The sequence below is a fragment of the Pseudodesulfovibrio hydrargyri genome (assembly GCF_001874525.1).
In the GTDB taxonomy this organism is placed as follows: domain Bacteria; phylum Desulfobacterota; class Desulfovibrionia; order Desulfovibrionales; family Desulfovibrionaceae; genus Pseudodesulfovibrio; species Pseudodesulfovibrio hydrargyri.
Genome location: NZ_LKAQ01000004.1, coordinates 988,677 through 1,005,241, shown reverse-complemented (window position 1 = coordinate 1,005,241; position 16,565 = coordinate 988,677). Strand labels below are relative to the sequence as shown.

General features: G+C 60.1%; 16 protein-coding genes. 8 read left to right on the top strand and 8 right to left on the bottom strand.

The features are described from left to right. Positions 1-90 precede the first annotated feature (90 nt). Positions 91-1,389, bottom strand: coding sequence for a DnaA ATPase domain-containing protein (locus BerOc1_RS09065; protein WP_084641301.1), 1,299 nt, complete (start codon positions 1,387-1,389; stop codon positions 91-93). 369 nt (positions 1,390-1,758) lie between these two features. On the opposite strand from BerOc1_RS09065, the gene BerOc1_RS09060 reads away from it, so the two are divergent. After that, positions 1,759-2,928, top strand: coding sequence for a homocysteine biosynthesis protein (locus tag BerOc1_RS09060; RefSeq protein WP_071545389.1), 1,170 nt, complete (start codon positions 1,759-1,761; stop codon positions 2,926-2,928). Between the two features lie 787 nt (positions 2,929-3,715). On the opposite strand, the gene BerOc1_RS09055 is transcribed toward BerOc1_RS09060, so the two are convergent. From BerOc1_RS09055 to queA, 6 genes are all read right to left on the bottom strand, one after another. Further along, entirely contained in the window at positions 3,716-5,038 is a 1,323-nt protein-coding gene (locus BerOc1_RS09055; RefSeq protein WP_071545388.1) for an RHS repeat domain-containing protein, read from the bottom strand. A gap of 571 nt (positions 5,039-5,609) precedes the next feature. Beyond that, positions 5,610-6,152: a 2-oxoacid:ferredoxin oxidoreductase subunit gamma family protein gene (locus BerOc1_RS09050; protein WP_071545387.1), complete on the bottom strand. Its 543-nt coding sequence runs from the start codon at positions 6,150-6,152 to the stop codon at positions 5,610-5,612. Further along, complete coding sequence (locus BerOc1_RS09045) at positions 6,152-6,922, bottom strand: thiamine pyrophosphate-dependent enzyme (RefSeq protein ID WP_071545386.1); 771 nt, start codon at positions 6,920-6,922, stop codon at positions 6,152-6,154. The genes BerOc1_RS09050 and BerOc1_RS09045 overlap by 1 nt, the downstream gene beginning before the upstream one ends. Beyond that, positions 6,923-7,993, bottom strand: coding sequence for a 3-methyl-2-oxobutanoate dehydrogenase subunit VorB (locus tag BerOc1_RS09040; protein WP_071545385.1), 1,071 nt, complete (start codon positions 7,991-7,993; stop codon positions 6,923-6,925). It abuts the gene before it with no gap. A gap of 1 nt (position 7,994) precedes the next feature. Continuing rightward, on the bottom strand, positions 7,995-8,228 hold the full coding sequence (locus BerOc1_RS09035; RefSeq protein ID WP_071545384.1) for a 4Fe-4S binding protein: 234 nt from the start codon (positions 8,226-8,228) through the stop codon (positions 7,995-7,997). A gap of 42 nt (positions 8,229-8,270) precedes the next feature. After that, the gene (gene queA, locus BerOc1_RS09030) at positions 8,271-9,353 is read right to left on the bottom strand and encodes a tRNA preQ1(34) S-adenosylmethionine ribosyltransferase-isomerase QueA (RefSeq protein ID WP_071545383.1); all 1,083 of its coding nucleotides are present in this window, start codon (positions 9,351-9,353) and stop codon (positions 8,271-8,273) included. A 170-nt stretch (positions 9,354-9,523) separates the two neighbouring features. Here queA and BerOc1_RS09025 point away from each other — a divergent pair, with 170 nt between their 5' ends. The 6 genes from BerOc1_RS09025 (at position 9,524) to BerOc1_RS08995 (ending at position 14,956) form a co-directional block, all read left to right on the top strand. After that, a complete protein-coding gene (locus BerOc1_RS09025; RefSeq protein WP_341349792.1) occupies positions 9,524-10,189 on the top strand; it encodes a hypothetical protein in 666 nt (221 codons plus the stop codon). A 46-nt stretch (positions 10,190-10,235) separates the two neighbouring features. Further along, on the top strand, positions 10,236-10,697 hold the full coding sequence (locus BerOc1_RS09020; RefSeq protein ID WP_071545381.1) for a hypothetical protein: 462 nt from the start codon (positions 10,236-10,238) through the stop codon (positions 10,695-10,697). 1 nt (position 10,698) lies between these two features. Further along, the gene (coaBC, locus tag BerOc1_RS09015) at positions 10,699-11,925 is read left to right on the top strand and encodes a bifunctional phosphopantothenoylcysteine decarboxylase/phosphopantothenate--cysteine ligase CoaBC (RefSeq protein ID WP_071545380.1); all 1,227 of its coding nucleotides are present in this window, start codon (positions 10,699-10,701) and stop codon (positions 11,923-11,925) included. A 257-nt stretch (positions 11,926-12,182) separates the two neighbouring features. After that, positions 12,183-12,596: a hypothetical protein gene (locus BerOc1_RS09005; protein WP_071545378.1), complete on the top strand. Its 414-nt coding sequence runs from the start codon at positions 12,183-12,185 to the stop codon at positions 12,594-12,596. Positions 12,597-12,947: 351 nt separating this feature from the next. Continuing rightward, positions 12,948-13,952, top strand: coding sequence for an NAD-dependent epimerase (locus tag BerOc1_RS09000; protein WP_071545377.1), 1,005 nt, complete (start codon positions 12,948-12,950; stop codon positions 13,950-13,952). Between the two features lie 230 nt (positions 13,953-14,182). Further along, positions 14,183-14,956 carry a ParA family protein gene (locus tag BerOc1_RS08995; RefSeq protein WP_071547064.1) on the top strand — a complete coding sequence of 258 codons (774 nt, stop codon included), beginning with the start codon at positions 14,183-14,185 and terminating at the stop codon, positions 14,954-14,956. A 65-nt stretch (positions 14,957-15,021) separates the two neighbouring features. On the opposite strand, the gene BerOc1_RS08990 is transcribed toward BerOc1_RS08995, so the two are convergent. Beyond that, complete coding sequence (locus BerOc1_RS08990; RefSeq protein ID WP_071545376.1) at positions 15,022-15,447, bottom strand: hypothetical protein; 426 nt, start codon at positions 15,445-15,447, stop codon at positions 15,022-15,024. Between the two features lie 89 nt (positions 15,448-15,536). Between BerOc1_RS08990 and BerOc1_RS08985 the strand changes: the two genes are divergently transcribed. Beyond that, complete coding sequence (locus tag BerOc1_RS08985; protein ID WP_071545375.1) at positions 15,537-16,454, top strand: ParB/RepB/Spo0J family partition protein; 918 nt, start codon at positions 15,537-15,539, stop codon at positions 16,452-16,454. Positions 16,455-16,565: the final 111 nt, after the last annotated feature.

The window sequence follows — 16,565 nt, the reverse complement described above, 5'->3', positions numbered from 1 at the left end:
TAAGAACTTGTAATCGTTAAAATTTTTAAGCACACCCATTGTCATGATTTTGGAACCGAACGTGCCTGAATCGGCCCTTTCCCAAAATGATCACGACATGCGACATTTATTCTTCAAGGTTTTCAACAGTTGTTTCAATTCGAAGTCATCTTCCTGTAATTGATCGATTTTTTTGACCGAGTACAGGACCGTGGAGTGGTCCTTGCCGCCGAACGCCCTGCCCAGGGCCGGATAAGAGGTGTTCAGCATCTGACGGCAGAGGAACATGGCCACCTGGCGGGCGTGGGCGATGTGCTGGTGCCGCTTGGTGCCGGTCAGGTCCTTGACGTGCACGTTGAAGTGTTCGGCCACCACGCTGAGAATCTTCTTGGGCGTCAGGTCGTCGGTGGTCTTCTCCTCGGTGTTGGCCAGGATGTGTTCGAAGTCCTTTTGGGAGAGGTCCTGCTTGACCAGCTCCTTGAAGGCGAAGAGCTTGAGCAGGATGCCCTGGAGATAGCGGAAGTCCGCGAACCGCTGGGCCAAAGTCAGGACCTGTTCCTTGCTCAGGGAGAGCCGCTTGGACCGCACCTGGCGCTGGATGTAGCCCACCCTGATCTCCAGGTCCGGCTCCTTGAGGGTGACGATCAGCCCCCAGCCGAGCCTGGACTGCAGGTTGTCGTCCAGAAAGTCGTAGCTGGTGACCTTTTCGCGGCAGGCCAGGACCATCTGCTTCTTGTTGTCGTAGAAGTGGTTGAAGATATTGACCAGTTCTTGCTGGAAATGGGGATGTTCCTTGATCTTGTGGAAGTCGTCGATGAACAGGAAATTGTACTCGAACAGGTGGTTGCGCGCCTTGAACGGGTCGCCCTTGAAGCGGATGGAATAGAGCGAGTTGAGCTCCTCGAGCGAGCCCATGAAGATGGTCGAGTAGTCGTGCTTCTTGGCTATCTCATTGGCCACGGACTTGAGCAGATGGGTTTTGCCCGAGCCGCCCGGCCCGCAGATGATGAACGGGTTGAACAGGGAGCCGGACTGCTTGGCCACTTCCTTGGCCGAGGCGATGGGAAAATAGTTCTTTTTGTTGATCAGGAATGTGTCGAAGGTGAATTCCTGGCCAAAGGGAAAGTCGATGCGCTTGACCACGTCGGCCACCTGGACGCCTCGCAGCCGCTCGGGCGCGTCGCTGTCCTTGTAGCTGACCACGTACCCGTTGCCCAGGAACATGTTCAGCTGCGCCTCGAACTTGTCCTGGATGTCGGACTCGAACCACCGGGCGAAAAACGCGTGGGGAAAACCAACGGTCAGCCGTTTGTTTTCCTCGGAGTAATCGAAGGAGAGCGGGTCGAACCAGCGCTTGAGTTCCTCGTCCGTGCAGGTCTGGAGGAGATGTTGCCGAAGTGATTCTTTCACGATAGATTGATGTCGATTGCAACTATTTGAAATTATTAGTTTTAAAAAAGCAAAAATCGGGTCTAAACAATCTCCCGAAATTTATTTGATTCTATACCCTAAAACTCCCTGGAAGCCAAGCTTTTCCGCCGATTTTTCCCTTATTTCCCGCCTGGAAAAGGCTATTTTCGAAATGATCGACAACGCCTGTTGAAAACATGAGGAAAACAGGGAGTTTTCCTCTGTTCGGGAAGTTATGCACAGACTCGTTCGGGACCGGGCAACAAAGCTGGTTTTCCTTCCGGCGAATTTGGATTACAAGGGGTGGACTTTACGTATGGAACAACACCCCGCGCGGGCCGCGGCCCGGGGGGCGAAGGCAGGATAGTAATGGCAGAATTCAAAGTGAACAAGACGGTCAAGGAGATCAACGAACGCATCCGCAAGGGCAAGGCCGTGGTGGTCAATGCCGAGGAGATGATCGAGATCGTCAGGAAGGAAGGTAAGGTCAAGGCCGCCCAGGAAGTGGACGTGGTCACCACCGGCACCTTCTCCCCCATGTGCTCGTCCGGGCTGCTCTTCAACATCGGCCAGCAGCCGCCGGTCATGAAGGTCTCGAAGCTGTGGCTGAACAACGTGCCCTGCTACAGCGGCATCGCGGCCGTGGACGCCTATCTGGGCGCCACCGAGCCGTCGGACGACGATCCCCTGAACAAGGTCCACCCGGGCCGATTCGCCTATGGCGGGGCCCATGTCATGGAGGACCTGCTGCGCGGCAAGGCCGTGCACCTGCGGGCCGAGGCCTACGGCACGGACTGCTACCCCCGCCGCGAGCTGGACAAGGACGTCACCCTGGCCGACCTGCCCAACGCGGTCATGCTCAATCCGCGCAACTGCTACCAGAACTACAACGCGGCCGTGAACCTGACCAACCGGACCATCTACACGTACATGGGCCCGCTCAAGGCCAACGGGTCCAACGTCAATTACGCCACCTCGGGCGCGCTCTCCCCGCTGTTCAACGATCCGTACTTCCGGACCATCGGCATGGGCACGCGCATCTTCATGGGCGGCGGCGTGGGCTACGTCATCGGCGAGGGCACCCAGCACGTGCAGAAGCCCAAGCGCAACGAGCGCGGCATCCCGGAGAGCGGTTCGGGCACGCTCATGCTCAAGGGCGATTTCAAGAAGATGAACGCCCGCTACGTGCGCGCCCAGTCGATCATCGGCTACGGCGTGTCCCTGGCGCTCGGCGTGGGCATCCCCATCCCCATGCTCAACGAGGAGCTGGCCTGGTTCACCGGGGTGTCCAACGAGGACATCTCCATGCCGGTCAAGGACTACGGCTACGACTATCCCAACGGCATCCCGCGCGAGGTCACCCGCGTGTCCTTCGCCGAGCTGCGCAGCGGGGAGATAACGGTCAACGAGAAGAAGACCGCCACCGTGCCCGTGACCTCCCACTCCATGTCCCTGGAAGTGGCCGACAAGCTCAAGGAATGGATCCTCAGGGGCGACTTCCTGCTGACCGAAAAGCAGGACGACATCCCGAGCTTCTAGCCCGTATCGACATATGCATGAAAGCGGCCTGCCGGAAATACCCGGCAGGCCGCTTTGGTTTGTTTTACCATCGTAGGTAGTCGATGTTTTTTTGGGCAGGGTACTGGGAATGGAATAATCCAGAAGAACTGTACGGGGCGTCCCGGCGGCTACATTAATTCAGGGTGTCGACCTGCTTGCTGGTTTTGCATTTTGCACAACGGAGGGTATTCATTAATTGTTCCCCGTAATAAGCCGGAGGTTCCCCCCATGATTGCTCCCCCAATCGTTCCCGGCAAGCCAAAGGCACTTCCTCGCCAAGCCCCAAAACCGGCACCTACTGCACTGCTTGTAGCTATTCTGCGGCCAGCACCTTTTCTTGCTTCCAGCCCTATCGGATCAACCGCATTCACCGGATCATCCAGACAATATCCATACCAGTCCGGGTCGCCGCCCTGGTCCCCGATGGGGTGCGGTCCACCGGCGGGTTCGGACGTCGTAGTCGCGCCAGCCGAAGCAGACGAAGTCCAGGTCCCGGTCGTGCAGGCCGTCCGCGAAGCCGATGGCCCACAAAATTAAAGAAACGCCCTGAAAAGGTGGATTTCAGGGCGTTTAATATTGTCATTTCTGCTTATTCCGTGAAGGCGACCGGAGAAACCAAGCCAATATTGGAATCGCGATCCCCACTCCTGTCAATATATAGGCAGCTAAGGGGAACATGGGAATTCCATACAGTTCATAAATTCCGGTTCTAACCATGGAAACGCCATAGAATATGAATAAGATACTTATAATTAGCTCCCATACTCTAATTCGCATTTTTCTCTCGATTTCGTTTATACCAGTCATAGGTTGCTTTGCCGATTGTCCCTGCTACACCGGCTGGACTTTGCGGCGGCGGGCCTTCTACAAGACCATTCGCAAAATCGACAGCCGCTTGTGATCCCGCCGCAAGTTTATCCGGATGCTGCATGGCCACTCCCATCACGACAGGGATCGTTTCGGTCGCCCCCGCTGCGACGATGGGGGCCGCCCCGGCTCCTAGGGCAATGGCAGTATATTTTTGCAAGTCCTTGTTCGTCTTGAAGGCGTCCACGGTTTTGCCCAATGCCTCCCCGGCTCCTTTTGCGCCTTTGGTAAGGGCCTCGCCTATACCGGCCGGAGCCCTGTCCCATAACTTGCCAAGCCCGGCTCCGATTTTCTTCACGCCTCCCCAAAATCCGCCTTCCAGCCCCAGCGGATCAGTCTTATTCACCGGATCATCCAGGCAATACCCGTACCAGTCCGGGTCCCCACCCTTCTCCCCAATCGGATCAGGCGCGGTCCATCGGCCGGTCCTGACGTCGTAGTCGCGCCAGCCGAAGCGGACGAAGCCCAGGTCCCGGTCGTGCAGGCCGCCCGCGAAGCCTATGGGCAGGCGCAGGTCCGGGTTGGTGTCCTCGATGATGCCGCCGAACGGGTCGTACAGTACTTCCTTTATCACGTTGTCGTCCACGTCGGCAACAACGCGCAGGGAACCGACCTGGTCGTAGAACAGCCCGGCCACCTCGCCGTCGTCGCGGCGCATGGCGAAGGGCGTGCGCTCGCCGTCGCGGTAGGCGAATTCGTAGGCGTGCCGCCCGTCATAGAACGCGGCCAGGCGCACGAAGTCGAGCCATTGGTAGGCCTCCACGAGTTCGCCGTTTCGGTACTTGGCCACCCGCTGACCGTCCTCGTCGTGGGCAAAGGTGAAGACCTTGTCCCGGTCCTCCTCCTCGGCCTTGAGCAGCCGATAGTCCGGTGCATACTCGTACAGGGTATACACGCCCTTGTCCGACCAGATGGACTGGAACCCGCGCTCATCGTGCGAATACTGCCCGCCCCCCGCGCGCATCAGCCGGTTGTCCGGGGTGTACTGGTAATCCCGATAATTCGCCCCGGCCGTGGCGGGCAGATAATCCCGCACCCTACGCCCCTCGCGGTCGTACCAGCACTGGCAGATCAGCCGTCCGTCCAGCTTCGCCTCGGCCAGCCGCCCGCTGCCGTCATACACATAGGTCCAGGTGGACTTGCGCCCCCTGACCGTCTCGGTTTTCTCCACAATGCGCCCGTCCGGGCCGCGCCTCACGTCACAGGAATATGGTGCTGCCATGGCAACCTCCTGGTTTCGCCCCCGAGGTCCATCCCCGGGAATCCCAACCAGCATACCCCCGGTTTTCGCCAACACCCTGTTTTGTCGGAGAATGACGCCCAAAAGCACCCGATAAGCATAAAAAGGCAACTTGACAGGGAGAGGGGAAATGCCTCCGGGCCTCCAGCCGTTGGCGAGTCTTCGAGCCCTACGGATGAGGACAGCAGCGATCGGCCAGAGGGGAAACTTAGAAAGTTTCCCCTCTGGACTCCCCTCCAAAGCTTTTTGTGTGCCTGCGGCAAGGCAGTGCGGGTGCCAATATTCAAGGGGTGTTCGTTTTGTGGAACCAGCCTCTTATTAATGTATTGTCGTGATGGAATGTTCAGATTGTACTATGCAATGACTCTACCCTTTACACCCCGCGAAGCGGCATAAAAAGTTTCGGAAAGGATGGGGATGGGGGGCCGGGGGAAGGGGAAGGAAAAGCCCTTTTCAAAGGGTTTTCCTTCCCCTTCCCCCGGCCGCCGCAGGCAAAAAAAGCCCGCTGCCAGCAGAAGCTGGCAGCGGGCTTAGATTGCTATTCTTCGCGCGGCTAGGCGACGTGTTTGGCGCCGGCCTCGATGGCCTTGGTGTTGGCCGGGATGAGCTTGTGGTAGCGCGGGGAGATGACGTTTTCCAGCGAACCGATAACCGCGTCCAGCGGGATGATTCCCGAAGCCTGGACGAAGGCGCCGATGGCGACCATGTTGGCCATGCGGGTGTTGCCCAGCTCGTCGGCTATATCGTTGCAGGGCACCCCAAAGCACTTGAGGCGGGCCGTGTCGGCCAGGTCCATGTCGATGAGCGAGGAGTTGATGATGTGGATGCCGTTGTCCACGACGCGCGGCTGGAACTTGTCGAGCGACGGACGGTTCATGGCGATGAGCGACTTGGGGCAGCGGATGATGGGCGAGCCGATGTCCTCTTCGGAGAGCACGACCGTGCAGTTGGCGGTGCCGCCGCGCATCTCCGGGCCGTAGACCGGGATGTAGGTGACGTTGAGGCCGTCCTTCATGCCCGCGTAGGCCAGCAGGTTGCCGATGAGCATGACGCCCTGGCCGCCGAAGCCCGCGATGATGGAATCCATGTAGCGCATCAGCACACACCTCCTTCCTCGGACACGTCCTTGTACACGCCGAGGGGGAAGTACGGGATCATCTCGTCCTTGATGCGTTCGTTGGCCGCAAGCGCGGTCATTTTCCAGTTGGTCGGGCAGCCGGAGAGCAGCTCCACGAAACCGAAGCCGGTCCCGTTGAGCTGGAACTCGAAGGCCTTTTTCAGGTATTTTCTGGATTTCTTGATGTTGGCCACGGTGTTCAGCGCGCCGCGCGCGGCAAAGGCGGTGCCGCCCAGGGAGGCGATGATCTCGGTCATGCGGATGGGCGCGCCCTCGTGGGTCTGGCAGCGGCCCGCCGGGGTGGTCGTGGTCACCTGGCCGATCATGGTGGTCGGGGCCATCTGGCCGCCGGTCATGCCGTAGACCGTGTTGTTGACGAAGACCACGCTCATCTTTTCGCCGCGGTTGGCGGCGTGCATGATCTCGGCCATGCCGATGGAGGCCAGGTCGCCGTCTCCCTGGTAGGTGAAGACGAAGCTGTCGGGCCGGGCGCGCTTGACCCCGGTGGCCACCGCCGGGGCGCGGCCGTGTGGGGCCTCCACCGCGTCGGCGTTGAGGTAGTTGTAGAGGAAGACCGAGCAGCCGATGGAGGTGACCATCAGGGTCTTTTCGGTCAGGTCCATCTCGTCGAGCAGTTCGCCGACGAGCCGGTGGGCGATGCCGTGGTGGCAGCCCGGGCAGTAGTGGGTGGGCCGGTCGATGACGCTGTCCGGCCGGTCGAAGACCAGCTTTTCGTTCATTTCGGACATTTATTTACCCTCCAGGCATTTGAGGATCGGCTCCTCGAGCTCGTCCGGGGTGGGCAGGTTGCCGGGGTAGATGGGGTAGAAGTCGGAGTCGGCCACGGTCCTGATGGCCAGGCGCACATCGTCGAGCATCTGTCCCAGGTTGTGTTCGATGGTCAGGAACCGCTTGCCCTGCTCGGCCAGTTCCTTGAGCTCGTCGGACGGGAACGGGTACAGGGTGATGGGCCGGAACAGGCCGACCTTTTTCCCGTCCTTGCGGAACTTGCGCACCGCGGACTTGGCTATGCGGCCGATGGACCCGTAGGCGCAGAGGATCAGGTCCGCGTCCTCGGTCTCGAACTGCTCGGCCTCGGTCATGCTCTTCCAGGAATCGTACTTGGCCTGGAGGTGTCTGTTCTGTTCGGCCAGGGCCCCTTCCTCGAGGAACAGGGACTTGACCAGCCGCTTTTCACGCCCGCCGGTGCGGCCGGTGACGGCCCAGTCTCGGCCCGCTTCCTCGTCGATGTTCTCGGGCAGCCAGGGAGTGATGGGCTCCTTCATCTGGCCGAGGATGGCGTCGCCCAGGATGAGCACCGGGGTGCGCTGCTTGAAGGCGATGTCAAAGGCCTTGATGGTCAGGTCGTAGGCTTCCTGGACCGTGCCGGGTCCGAAGGTGAAGTGGCGGTAGTCGCCGTGGCCGCCGCCCCGGGTGGACTGGTAGTAGTCGCCCTGGGCCGGGCCGATGTCGCCCAAGCCTGGGCCGCCCCGGTTCATGTTGACGATGACCGCCGGGATTTCGCTGCCCGCCATGTAGGAGATGGCCTCCTGCTTGAGCGCGATGCCGGGCGAGGAGCTGGATGTCATGGCCCGGACACCGGACGCCCCCGCGCCGAGCAGCATGTTGGCCGCGGCCACCTCGGACTCGGCCTGGACGAAGTCGCCGCCCGCCTTGATGATCTCGGAGGACATGTATTCGGGTATGTCGTTCTGGGGGGTGATCGGGTAGCCGAAGAAGCACTTGCACTTGGCGGCCAGGGCGCCGCGCGCGATGGCTTCGTTCCCCTTGACGAAGATGCGGTCGTTTTTCTTGCTCATGCTACTTCCCCTCTTTCTTCTTGGGGGTCCTGTACACTTTGATCGCCACGTCCGGGCAGATCTGGGCGCAGGATGCGCAGCCGGTACATTTGTCCTTGTCGGCCTCGGGCACCTCGGCAACCTTGTAGCCGCTGACGTTGAACCGGTCAGACTGGACGATAATGTCTACGGGACAGACGGTGGTACAGAGCAGGCACCCCTTGCACCGATCCTCCCGGACCTCGATTCGAGACATGAATTTCTCCAGTTCCGTTTGTGATGGTGAAAATTGCCGTTTTTACAGGATGAGCATCGCGTCCCCATAGGAGAAGAACCGAAAATTGTTTTCCAGGGCGAACGCGTAGGCATCCAGGATCGTTTTTCTGCCAGCAAGAGCCGAGATCATAATGATGAGCGACGATTCTGGCAAATGGAAGTTCGTCAGAATACCGTCGATAACCCTGAAAGTATAGCCCGGGGAGATGAATATGTCGGTTTCTCCACGGAATTGACGCACGGAACCCGCTTCGCGGACCATCCCTTCCAGGGTGCGGGCGCTGGTCGTGCCCACAGCGATGACCGGACGCCCTTCGGCTTTGGCCCGGTGTATGGCCTCGGCGGTCTCCTCGCCGACCTCGATGTATTCGGCGTGCATGCGGTGGTCGCGGATGTCCGGGCAGCGCACCGGGCTGAAGGTCCCGTAGCCCACGTACAGGGTCACCTCGGCCCACTGGATGCCCTTGGCCCGGATGCGCTCCCGCAGCTCCGGGGTGAAGTGCAGGCCCGCTGTGGGCGCGGCCACGGAACCGGTCTTGGCCGTGTTCGAATAGGTGGTCTGGTACCGCTCGCGGTCCGCCTCGCCGTCCGGGCGCTTGATGTACGGGGGCAGGGGCAGGTGGCCGTGCGTGTTGAACAGGCCGGTCAGATCGCCCTTCCAGCGCAGGGTGACCCGCCAGCGGCCGAACTCGCCCGGTTCCTCGGCGGTCAGGGAGAAATCGTCGGCAAAGGTCACGACCGTGCCCGTCTTGGGCCCCTTGGAGGCGCGCAGCAGCCCTTCGGCCCGGGCGGTCATCCAGCCGCCCTCCTCGCCCGGCACGAGCAGGGGCAGGGGCGTGAGCAGCAGAAACTCCACCTGGCCCCCGGTGGGCTTGCGGCCGAAGATGCGCGCCGGGATGACGCGCGAGTTGTTGGCCACCAGCAGGCAGTTGTCCGGCAGATAATCAAGAAGGTCCGTGAACCGGACCGGGGTCAGGGTGTCGGCCGCGCGGTCCAGGACCAGGAGCCTTGAGCCGTCGCGGCGCTCGGCGGGCTCCTGGGCGATGTGGTCTTCGGGCAACTCGTAGTCGTAGCTCGACAGTTTGTAGTCTTCGGGTATTTCCATAATATATGTCCGTCCTCGTTGTGGTCCCGGTTGTACAACACCTGGAATTTCAACGAAATCTTTTTCTTTTACAATGATATCGGGTAGCTATGTCAAGGTTGTGCCATTTGTTGCCAGGGGCTTGATATTGGCCGGATTCATGGTATTTCATATGCATGAATTGGCTTTCCGTGGCTGAGATAGCCAAACGCACCCGCATCCCCGCTCCGACCGCGCGCCGGTACGCCGCCCTGTTCAAGGACTTCCTCGGGGGCCGCAAGGTCGGCCGCGTGACCAAATACCCGGAGGAATCCGCGGTTATCTTCGAGCGTATTTCCCGGCTGTATGGCGACGGACTGGTCACCAACGAGATCGACGACCGGCTGCGCAGCGAGTTCCCCAGGACCATCGAGGTGGAACACACCCTGGCCACCGCGCAAGGCGGGTCGGGAGAAGGATTCTCGGAACTGGCGACCACCTTCAACGACGTCCTGACCCGGGTGACCTCCTGCATGGAGGTCATCGCGGACCAGAAGTCCATCATCGAGCGGCAGCAGGAAGACATCCACAAGCTCAAGACCGCCTTCGTGCTCCTGGCCCGCAGCCAGAAGCGCATCAAGCAGCTGCCGGCCGGACAACCCGCCCTGCCCGAGGAGATCATGGAACAGACCCGGGCTTTGGAGCAAAAAGACGCCGAGATCGAGGAGATGGCCCTGAAGCTGACCTTCGATACCTCGGACATCAAGGCCAAGCTTCAGATTCTTGAAAGCGAACTGGTCCGGCTGCGCAAGGATCGGCGGGACATGGAACGATATCTTCAGGACAAGATCGACCGGCTCAAGGAAGCCGCGTCCTGACGGCAACGATAAACGCAATCACCGCATATACCCGAGGGAGGAAACCATGCGTCCTTTCATCAAATTCCTGTTACCGCTTCTGCTCGTCGGCGCGCTTGCCGCCTGTACCACCACGTCCACGTCTTCCTCTTCGGGCTCGGAGCAGCCCGCGGCCCAGAGCAACCAGGAGCCGGACTACTACCTCGATTTCGACGACATCATGATCCCCAAGGAGATCGATTACCAGAACGAGGGGTCCTACAAGCTGGACAACACCAAGTTCAGGGCCTCGATCATGAAATTCAAGGGCCGCGTGGAGATTCCGGAATTGGTTCAGTACTTCATCAACAACATGACCAAGGACAACTGGACCCTGATGTCCAACAACAAGGCCAGCTCGGTTCAGTTCCTGACGTTCGAGAAGTACAACAAGAGTTGCGTCATCGAGATCGACGACACCTTCGCTTCGTCCACCACGACCATTTTCGCCGTGGAGGTCAAGGACTCCGGCGACTCGAAGAGAAAGTAGCATGCAGCCCCACTACGGCTTTGCCGGATTCATGGGCAAGCGCGTCCATCTGGGCGTGACCGGGTCCATCGCCGCGTTCAAGGCCATCGACCTGGTGCGCTCCCTGCAACAGGCGGACTGCATGGTCTCGGCCACGCTGACCGATGCGGCCGTAAGGTTCGTCACTCCGCTCTCCTTCGAGGCGCTGGGCGCGTCCCCGGTCTATACCGGCATGTTCAGCGAGACGCCGGATGCGGACACCGCCTTCGCTCATCTCGAACCGGGCCAGGCCGCCGACGCGATGCTTATTGCTCCGGCCACGGCCAATATCCTGGCCAAGCTCGCCTTCGGTCTGGCCGACGACATGCTTTCCTGCCAGGCCCTGGCCTTCCCCGGACCCAAGATCGTGGCACCGGCCATGAACCCGCGCATGTGGGCGGCACCGGCCACCCAGCGCAATTGGGAGATGCTCGGCGAACTCGGTTATATCCGCGTCTTTCCGGAGGCCGGTTCCGTGGCCTGCGGCGATATCGGCACCGGGCGCCTGGCCCCGCTGGACGAGATTTTCCTGGCCACCCTCAAGGCCCTCGCCCCCCGGGATATGGCGGGCAAACAGGTCCTGGTCACCCTGGGGCCCACTCGCGAGCCCTGGGACGCGGTCCGCTTCTGGTCCAACCCGTCCAGCGGGACCATGGGTGCGTGCGTGGCCGTGGCCGCGTATCTGCGCGGGGCCGACGTGACCGTGGTGGCCGGGCCCACCGGACTGACTTTCCCCTGCGACATGGCCGTGGTCTCGGTGACCACCGCCCGGCAGATGTACGAGGCCTGTACCGACCTGTGGCCTTCCATGGATATGGCCTGCCTCACGGCCGCAGTGGCCGACTACCGGCCCGTGCCCTTCGGCGAGTCCAAGTTCAAGAAGTCGACCTCGGCGGGCGCGGGCATCACCGTGGAGTTCGAGACCAACCCGGACATCCTCAAAAGTCTGGGCGAGTCCAAGCGCGACGGCCAGAAGCTCATCGGCTTCGCGGCCGAGACCGACAACATCCGCGAGGAAGCGGCCCGCAAACTCGCGGCCAAGAACCTCGACCTCATTGCGGCCAACAACATCGGCAAGGCGGGCAGCGGGTTCGGCGTGGCCACCAACGAGATGTTCGTCCTGGACGCCAAAGGCCGCAAGGAACAGTGGCCGCAACTGCCCAAAACCGAAGTGGCGTGGAGACTATGGGATCACCTTCTGCTCGACTGAACGTGCGCGAAAGCCTGCGCCCCTGGCTCGAGTCGGGATTGGAGTTCGTCTACGCTCCCGGCGGATTGAAAGTCGAAGCGCAGCCTGAACCGGTTCGGACACAGCCTGACGTGCAGGCGGTTCCTCAAGAAGGCGCGCACCCACCCTTCGCTCCGCAACAGCCCCTGGCTCCGCAGCCGCCACAAGCCGCAGCGCCCTCCCATGCCCGTGCCCCTGAACAGGCGGCACCGAATTTCCCGGCTCCGTGGTCCCAGTTCGTGCGTTTCACCAAACCCGACGCGCGGGTGGTCATGACGTACATGGAACTCGGCCTGGACCTGGGCGGACAGTCCGACCCCAGGCGGCGGGCCGTTCTCAAGAATCTCCAGGCCCATCTGAAGTGGCCCCCGGGAACCATCAACTTCTGGCCCGTGGCCGCGCTGGTCAACGGCGCGCTGCAACCGGACACCTCCATGTTTTGGCGCGGCTGGGAGTTGTGGCGCACTCCGCACGTGGTCTGCTTCGGCGACGAGGCCCTACGGGTCATTCTGCCCGATGCGGACGTCCAGGCCGTGACGCACCTCCTGGAGAACGTCATCGTACATAAGCTGCCGCCCATCGCCCGGCTCATTGACATGCTGCCCCACGAGCAGCAGATGGCCGTGGATGGCATCACCAACATCCGCCTGTAGTACGCAAAACACCCGTTTTGCCGAAATTCTCGCGTATTTCCCTTTTGACGAATGATTGTCTCGTTGGCGGACGGCAAGCCGGTTTTTTCGTAAAAAGCGCGTATTCGCAGTTTTTCGCTGATTTCCCGCAATGTCCCGGATCATAAGGGTTTCTGAGGGATTGGCGCCTTATTTTTTGTCGAGCGTTGGTTTCTTCGTGTTTCCGATCTAAACAAATCGGAAAGTGATTATTGTAAACTTGCCCTCAGGGCATTGAGTGGAGTAAGAGACGGTTGATCCACGCATCGCGGTGACACCGAAAGGAACTCCGCCGTACATCACCTGACCCTCAACAGGATAAGGACCATTTATATGAAGATACTCGTGACCGGAGCGGCCGGCTTCATCGGCTTCCATCTCTCCAGGCGATTGACCGAGGAAGGCCATGAGGTCGTAGGCTTGGACAACCTGAACGACTACTACGACGTGAACCTCAAAAAGGCACGGCTCAAGGTCTTGGAGGGAAACCTCTTCAAACATGTGAACATCAACCTTGAGGATGCCGGGCCCATGGCCGAGCTGTTCAAGGCGGAAAAGTTCACCCACGTGGTCAACCTGGCCGCCCAGGCAGGCGTCCGCTACTCCATCGAGAACCCCAGATCGTATGTCGACTCCAACGTGGTCGGCTTCCTCAATGTATTGGAGGGCTGCCGCCACAACGGCGTCGAGCATCTGGCCTACGCGTCCAGTTCCTCGGTCTACGGCATGAACACCAGAATGCCGCTCAACCCCCATGAAGGGGTTGATCATCCCATGAGTCTGTACGCGGCCACCAAGAAGGCCAACGAGATGATGGCCCACTCCTATTCCAACCTCTACAACCTGCCCACCACCGGCCTGCGATTCTTTACGGTATATGGCCCCTGGGGCCGTCCGGACATGGCGCTCTTCCTGTTCACCAAGAACATCATCGAGGAAAAGCCCATCAACGTCTTCAACTACGGCAAGATGCGCCGCGATTTCACATACATCGACGACATCGTCGAAGGTGTGGTCCGGGTTCTTAAGCGCACGGCCGTGCCGAATCCCGACTGGGATGGTGACAATCCCGATCCGTGCACCAGCTCGGTTCCCTACCAGATCTACAACATCGGCAACAACAAGGTTGTGGAGCTCTCCCGGTATATTGAGGTCATCGAGGAAGTGGTCGGCAAGAAGGCTATCTACAACTATATGCCCATGCAGGCGGGTGACGTCCCGGCCACCGAGGCCGACGTCTCTGATCTTCAGAACGATGTCGGGTTCAAACCGGATACCAGCATTGAGGACGGCATTCGCAAGTTTATTGAGTGGTACAAAGAGTATTACGGCAAATAGCTTTTGATCATCACGATCATCAAGGGCGGCGTCAGCCGCCCTTTTTTGTGTCTTTTTCCCCCATTTCCCCTTCCGGCCCTTGCCTTTGTTTTTCATTCAGCCTACGACATTTGAAACGACAAGAGGACATTGTTTCACGTGAAACACTCCCTGTTTTCGGGAAAATGTTTCACGTGAAACAAGCGACAGAGTCTCGAACGCATCAAATGCAGCTCGAAAGCGAGGGTCATGTGGCGAGAAGAATCGTGATTGCGAATCAAAAAGGCGGTGTGGGTAAAACCACCACTTCCATCAACCTCGCGGCCTCCCTGGCTGTGATGGAAAAGCGGGTTCTCCTGGTGGATTGCGACCCCCAGGGCAACGCCTCCAGCGGGCTTGGATTCTATCCCGCCGACAAGCGCGAGAACATTTACAGCGTGCTTTTCGAGCCCAAGAACGTCGGCAAAGCCATCTATCAGACCGGGGTGCCCTTCCTCGACATCCTGCCCGGCACCCAGGATTTGGTTGGTGCCGAGATCGAGTTGGTGGACAAGTTTGGACGGGAGTTCTACCTGCGGGAACTGGTTGAACAGGTGGACGAACAGTATGATTTTATTCTCATAGACTGCCCTCCTTCGCTGGGATTGCTGACGGTCAACGCCCTGTGCGCTGCAAACGAGTTGCTCGTTCCGCTGCAGTGCGAGTATTACGCATTGGAAGGCATTGCGCAGTTGCTCATGACCTACGAACTGGTGCGCAAACGCCTCAACCCGGATCTGAATATCCTCGGCGTGGTCCTGACCATGTACGATTCCAGAAACCGGCTGTCGTGGCAGGTCAAGAACGAGGTGCGCAAGGCTTTTCCGCAGCACCTGTTCGAGACGATCATCCCGAGAAACGTGCGGCTTTCCGAAGCACCAAGCTTTGGTAAACCGGTGATCAACTATGATATCAAATCGCGGGGTGCGGAGGCGTATCTCGCCCTGGCTCAAGAAGTGGAGCGAAGCTCCACGGCCGGGGCTTAGGCAGGTTCTTTAACAGCCGCGCCGCACCGTGATGAGCGGGCGGCGCAAGCGTGAGCAGACGGCGATCAGTACCGCCCTTCCTTGGAGGTAAGCTTTTCCTCCAGATAGGGGGTGCATTCGGTGACGATCTCATCCTTGAAGTGCTTTTTGACCACCTTTGCCTGACAGCTCATGCACTTGAAGGCGACCAGTCCGGCCAGGTTGGCGCTTGTCAGGCGGAATAGGCGCGGATCGTCCTCGGACCAGTTTTCGGTCCTGCTGCCGCAGTGTTCGCAGGTCACGTCCATGTCCACCGGGTACGGGAAGTCCCAGTATTGGGTGAGCATTTCCCAGTCGGCCGTGGGTTCGGGCTTTTCCTGGACTGCCGGGGTCTCCCTGATACCCAGCGCGGCCATGACCTGATCGCGCACCTCGGTCCAGGCCGCGGCGGTCAGCAACGCGCCGATGAGGTTGCCGTCCTTGTCGAAAAGCTCGTTGATATGATCTGACATATTCGCTCCCTTGGGTTATCTTCGGGGCGTTATAGGCACTCTACCCTTTTTGGGCAAGGAATGAATTACAAGCGAGACAGGAGCGATAGATGACATCGACTAACAGGGGTTTGGGCCGTGGATTGGATGCGTTGCTGGGCGGCGTGCGCGAGGACGAGAAGGTCACAGCCGATGCCGCCGAGGTGCGCCTGATCCCGGTTGGGGCCATCTCTCCCAACCCGCACCAGCCTCGGCGCGAGTTCTCAGAGGAGGCCCTGAACGATCTGGCCGCCTCCATCGAGACCCGGGGCGTGCTCCAGCCCGTCCTGGTCCGCCCGCTGGGGGGCGGCGAATACGAACTGGTGGCCGGTGAACGCAGGCTGCGCGCTTCCAAGAAGGCCGGGCTGACTGAAATTCCCTCACTGATACGGAACATGACCGACCAGGAGAGCCTGGCCATCGCGCTCATCGAAAACCTGCAGCGCGAGGACCTGAACGCCGTGGAAGAGGCGCTCGGCTACCAGCGACTGCAGCAGGAATTCGGCTTGAGCCAGGAGGAACTGGCCCGCCAGGTGGGCAAGAGTCGGTCGGCCGTGGCCAATTCCCTGCGTCTGCTCAACCTGCCCGAGCCTGTGCAGACGGCCATCCAGCAGAACGTCTTGTCCGCCGGGCACGGCCGGGCTATTATGGCCGTGCTTGACGCCGAGCCTCAGGCCGAGCTGCACCGCCGTATCGCGGAGAACGGATTGACCGTGCGCCAGGCCGAGGCCCAGGCCTCCTTTTACAAGCAGAACGGCAGGCTTCCGGGAGCGGACGAAATCGGGACCGCCTCTCCCTCGCGCTCGACCAAGTCCGAGCCCAAGCCGCTCGATCCCCGTCTCGAATCCCTCCAGGGTGAGCTTTCCGATATGTTGGGACTTACGGTTAAAATCTCCGGATCACCGGAAAAGGGTAAATTGACGGTAAGTTACGCCGCTGAAGATGATTTGCGGTCTGTTGCGGAGAAGTTCGGCGTACAGTTCTCATAGTGCAGCGAGGCCTCGTCGGCCGTTCAAAGCGGTCGATCGTGAGCATGAAATGATAATGAACAATCACGCCACGGCCGCGCAGCGAAGAACGACCGGCCGTCCCGCGCGATG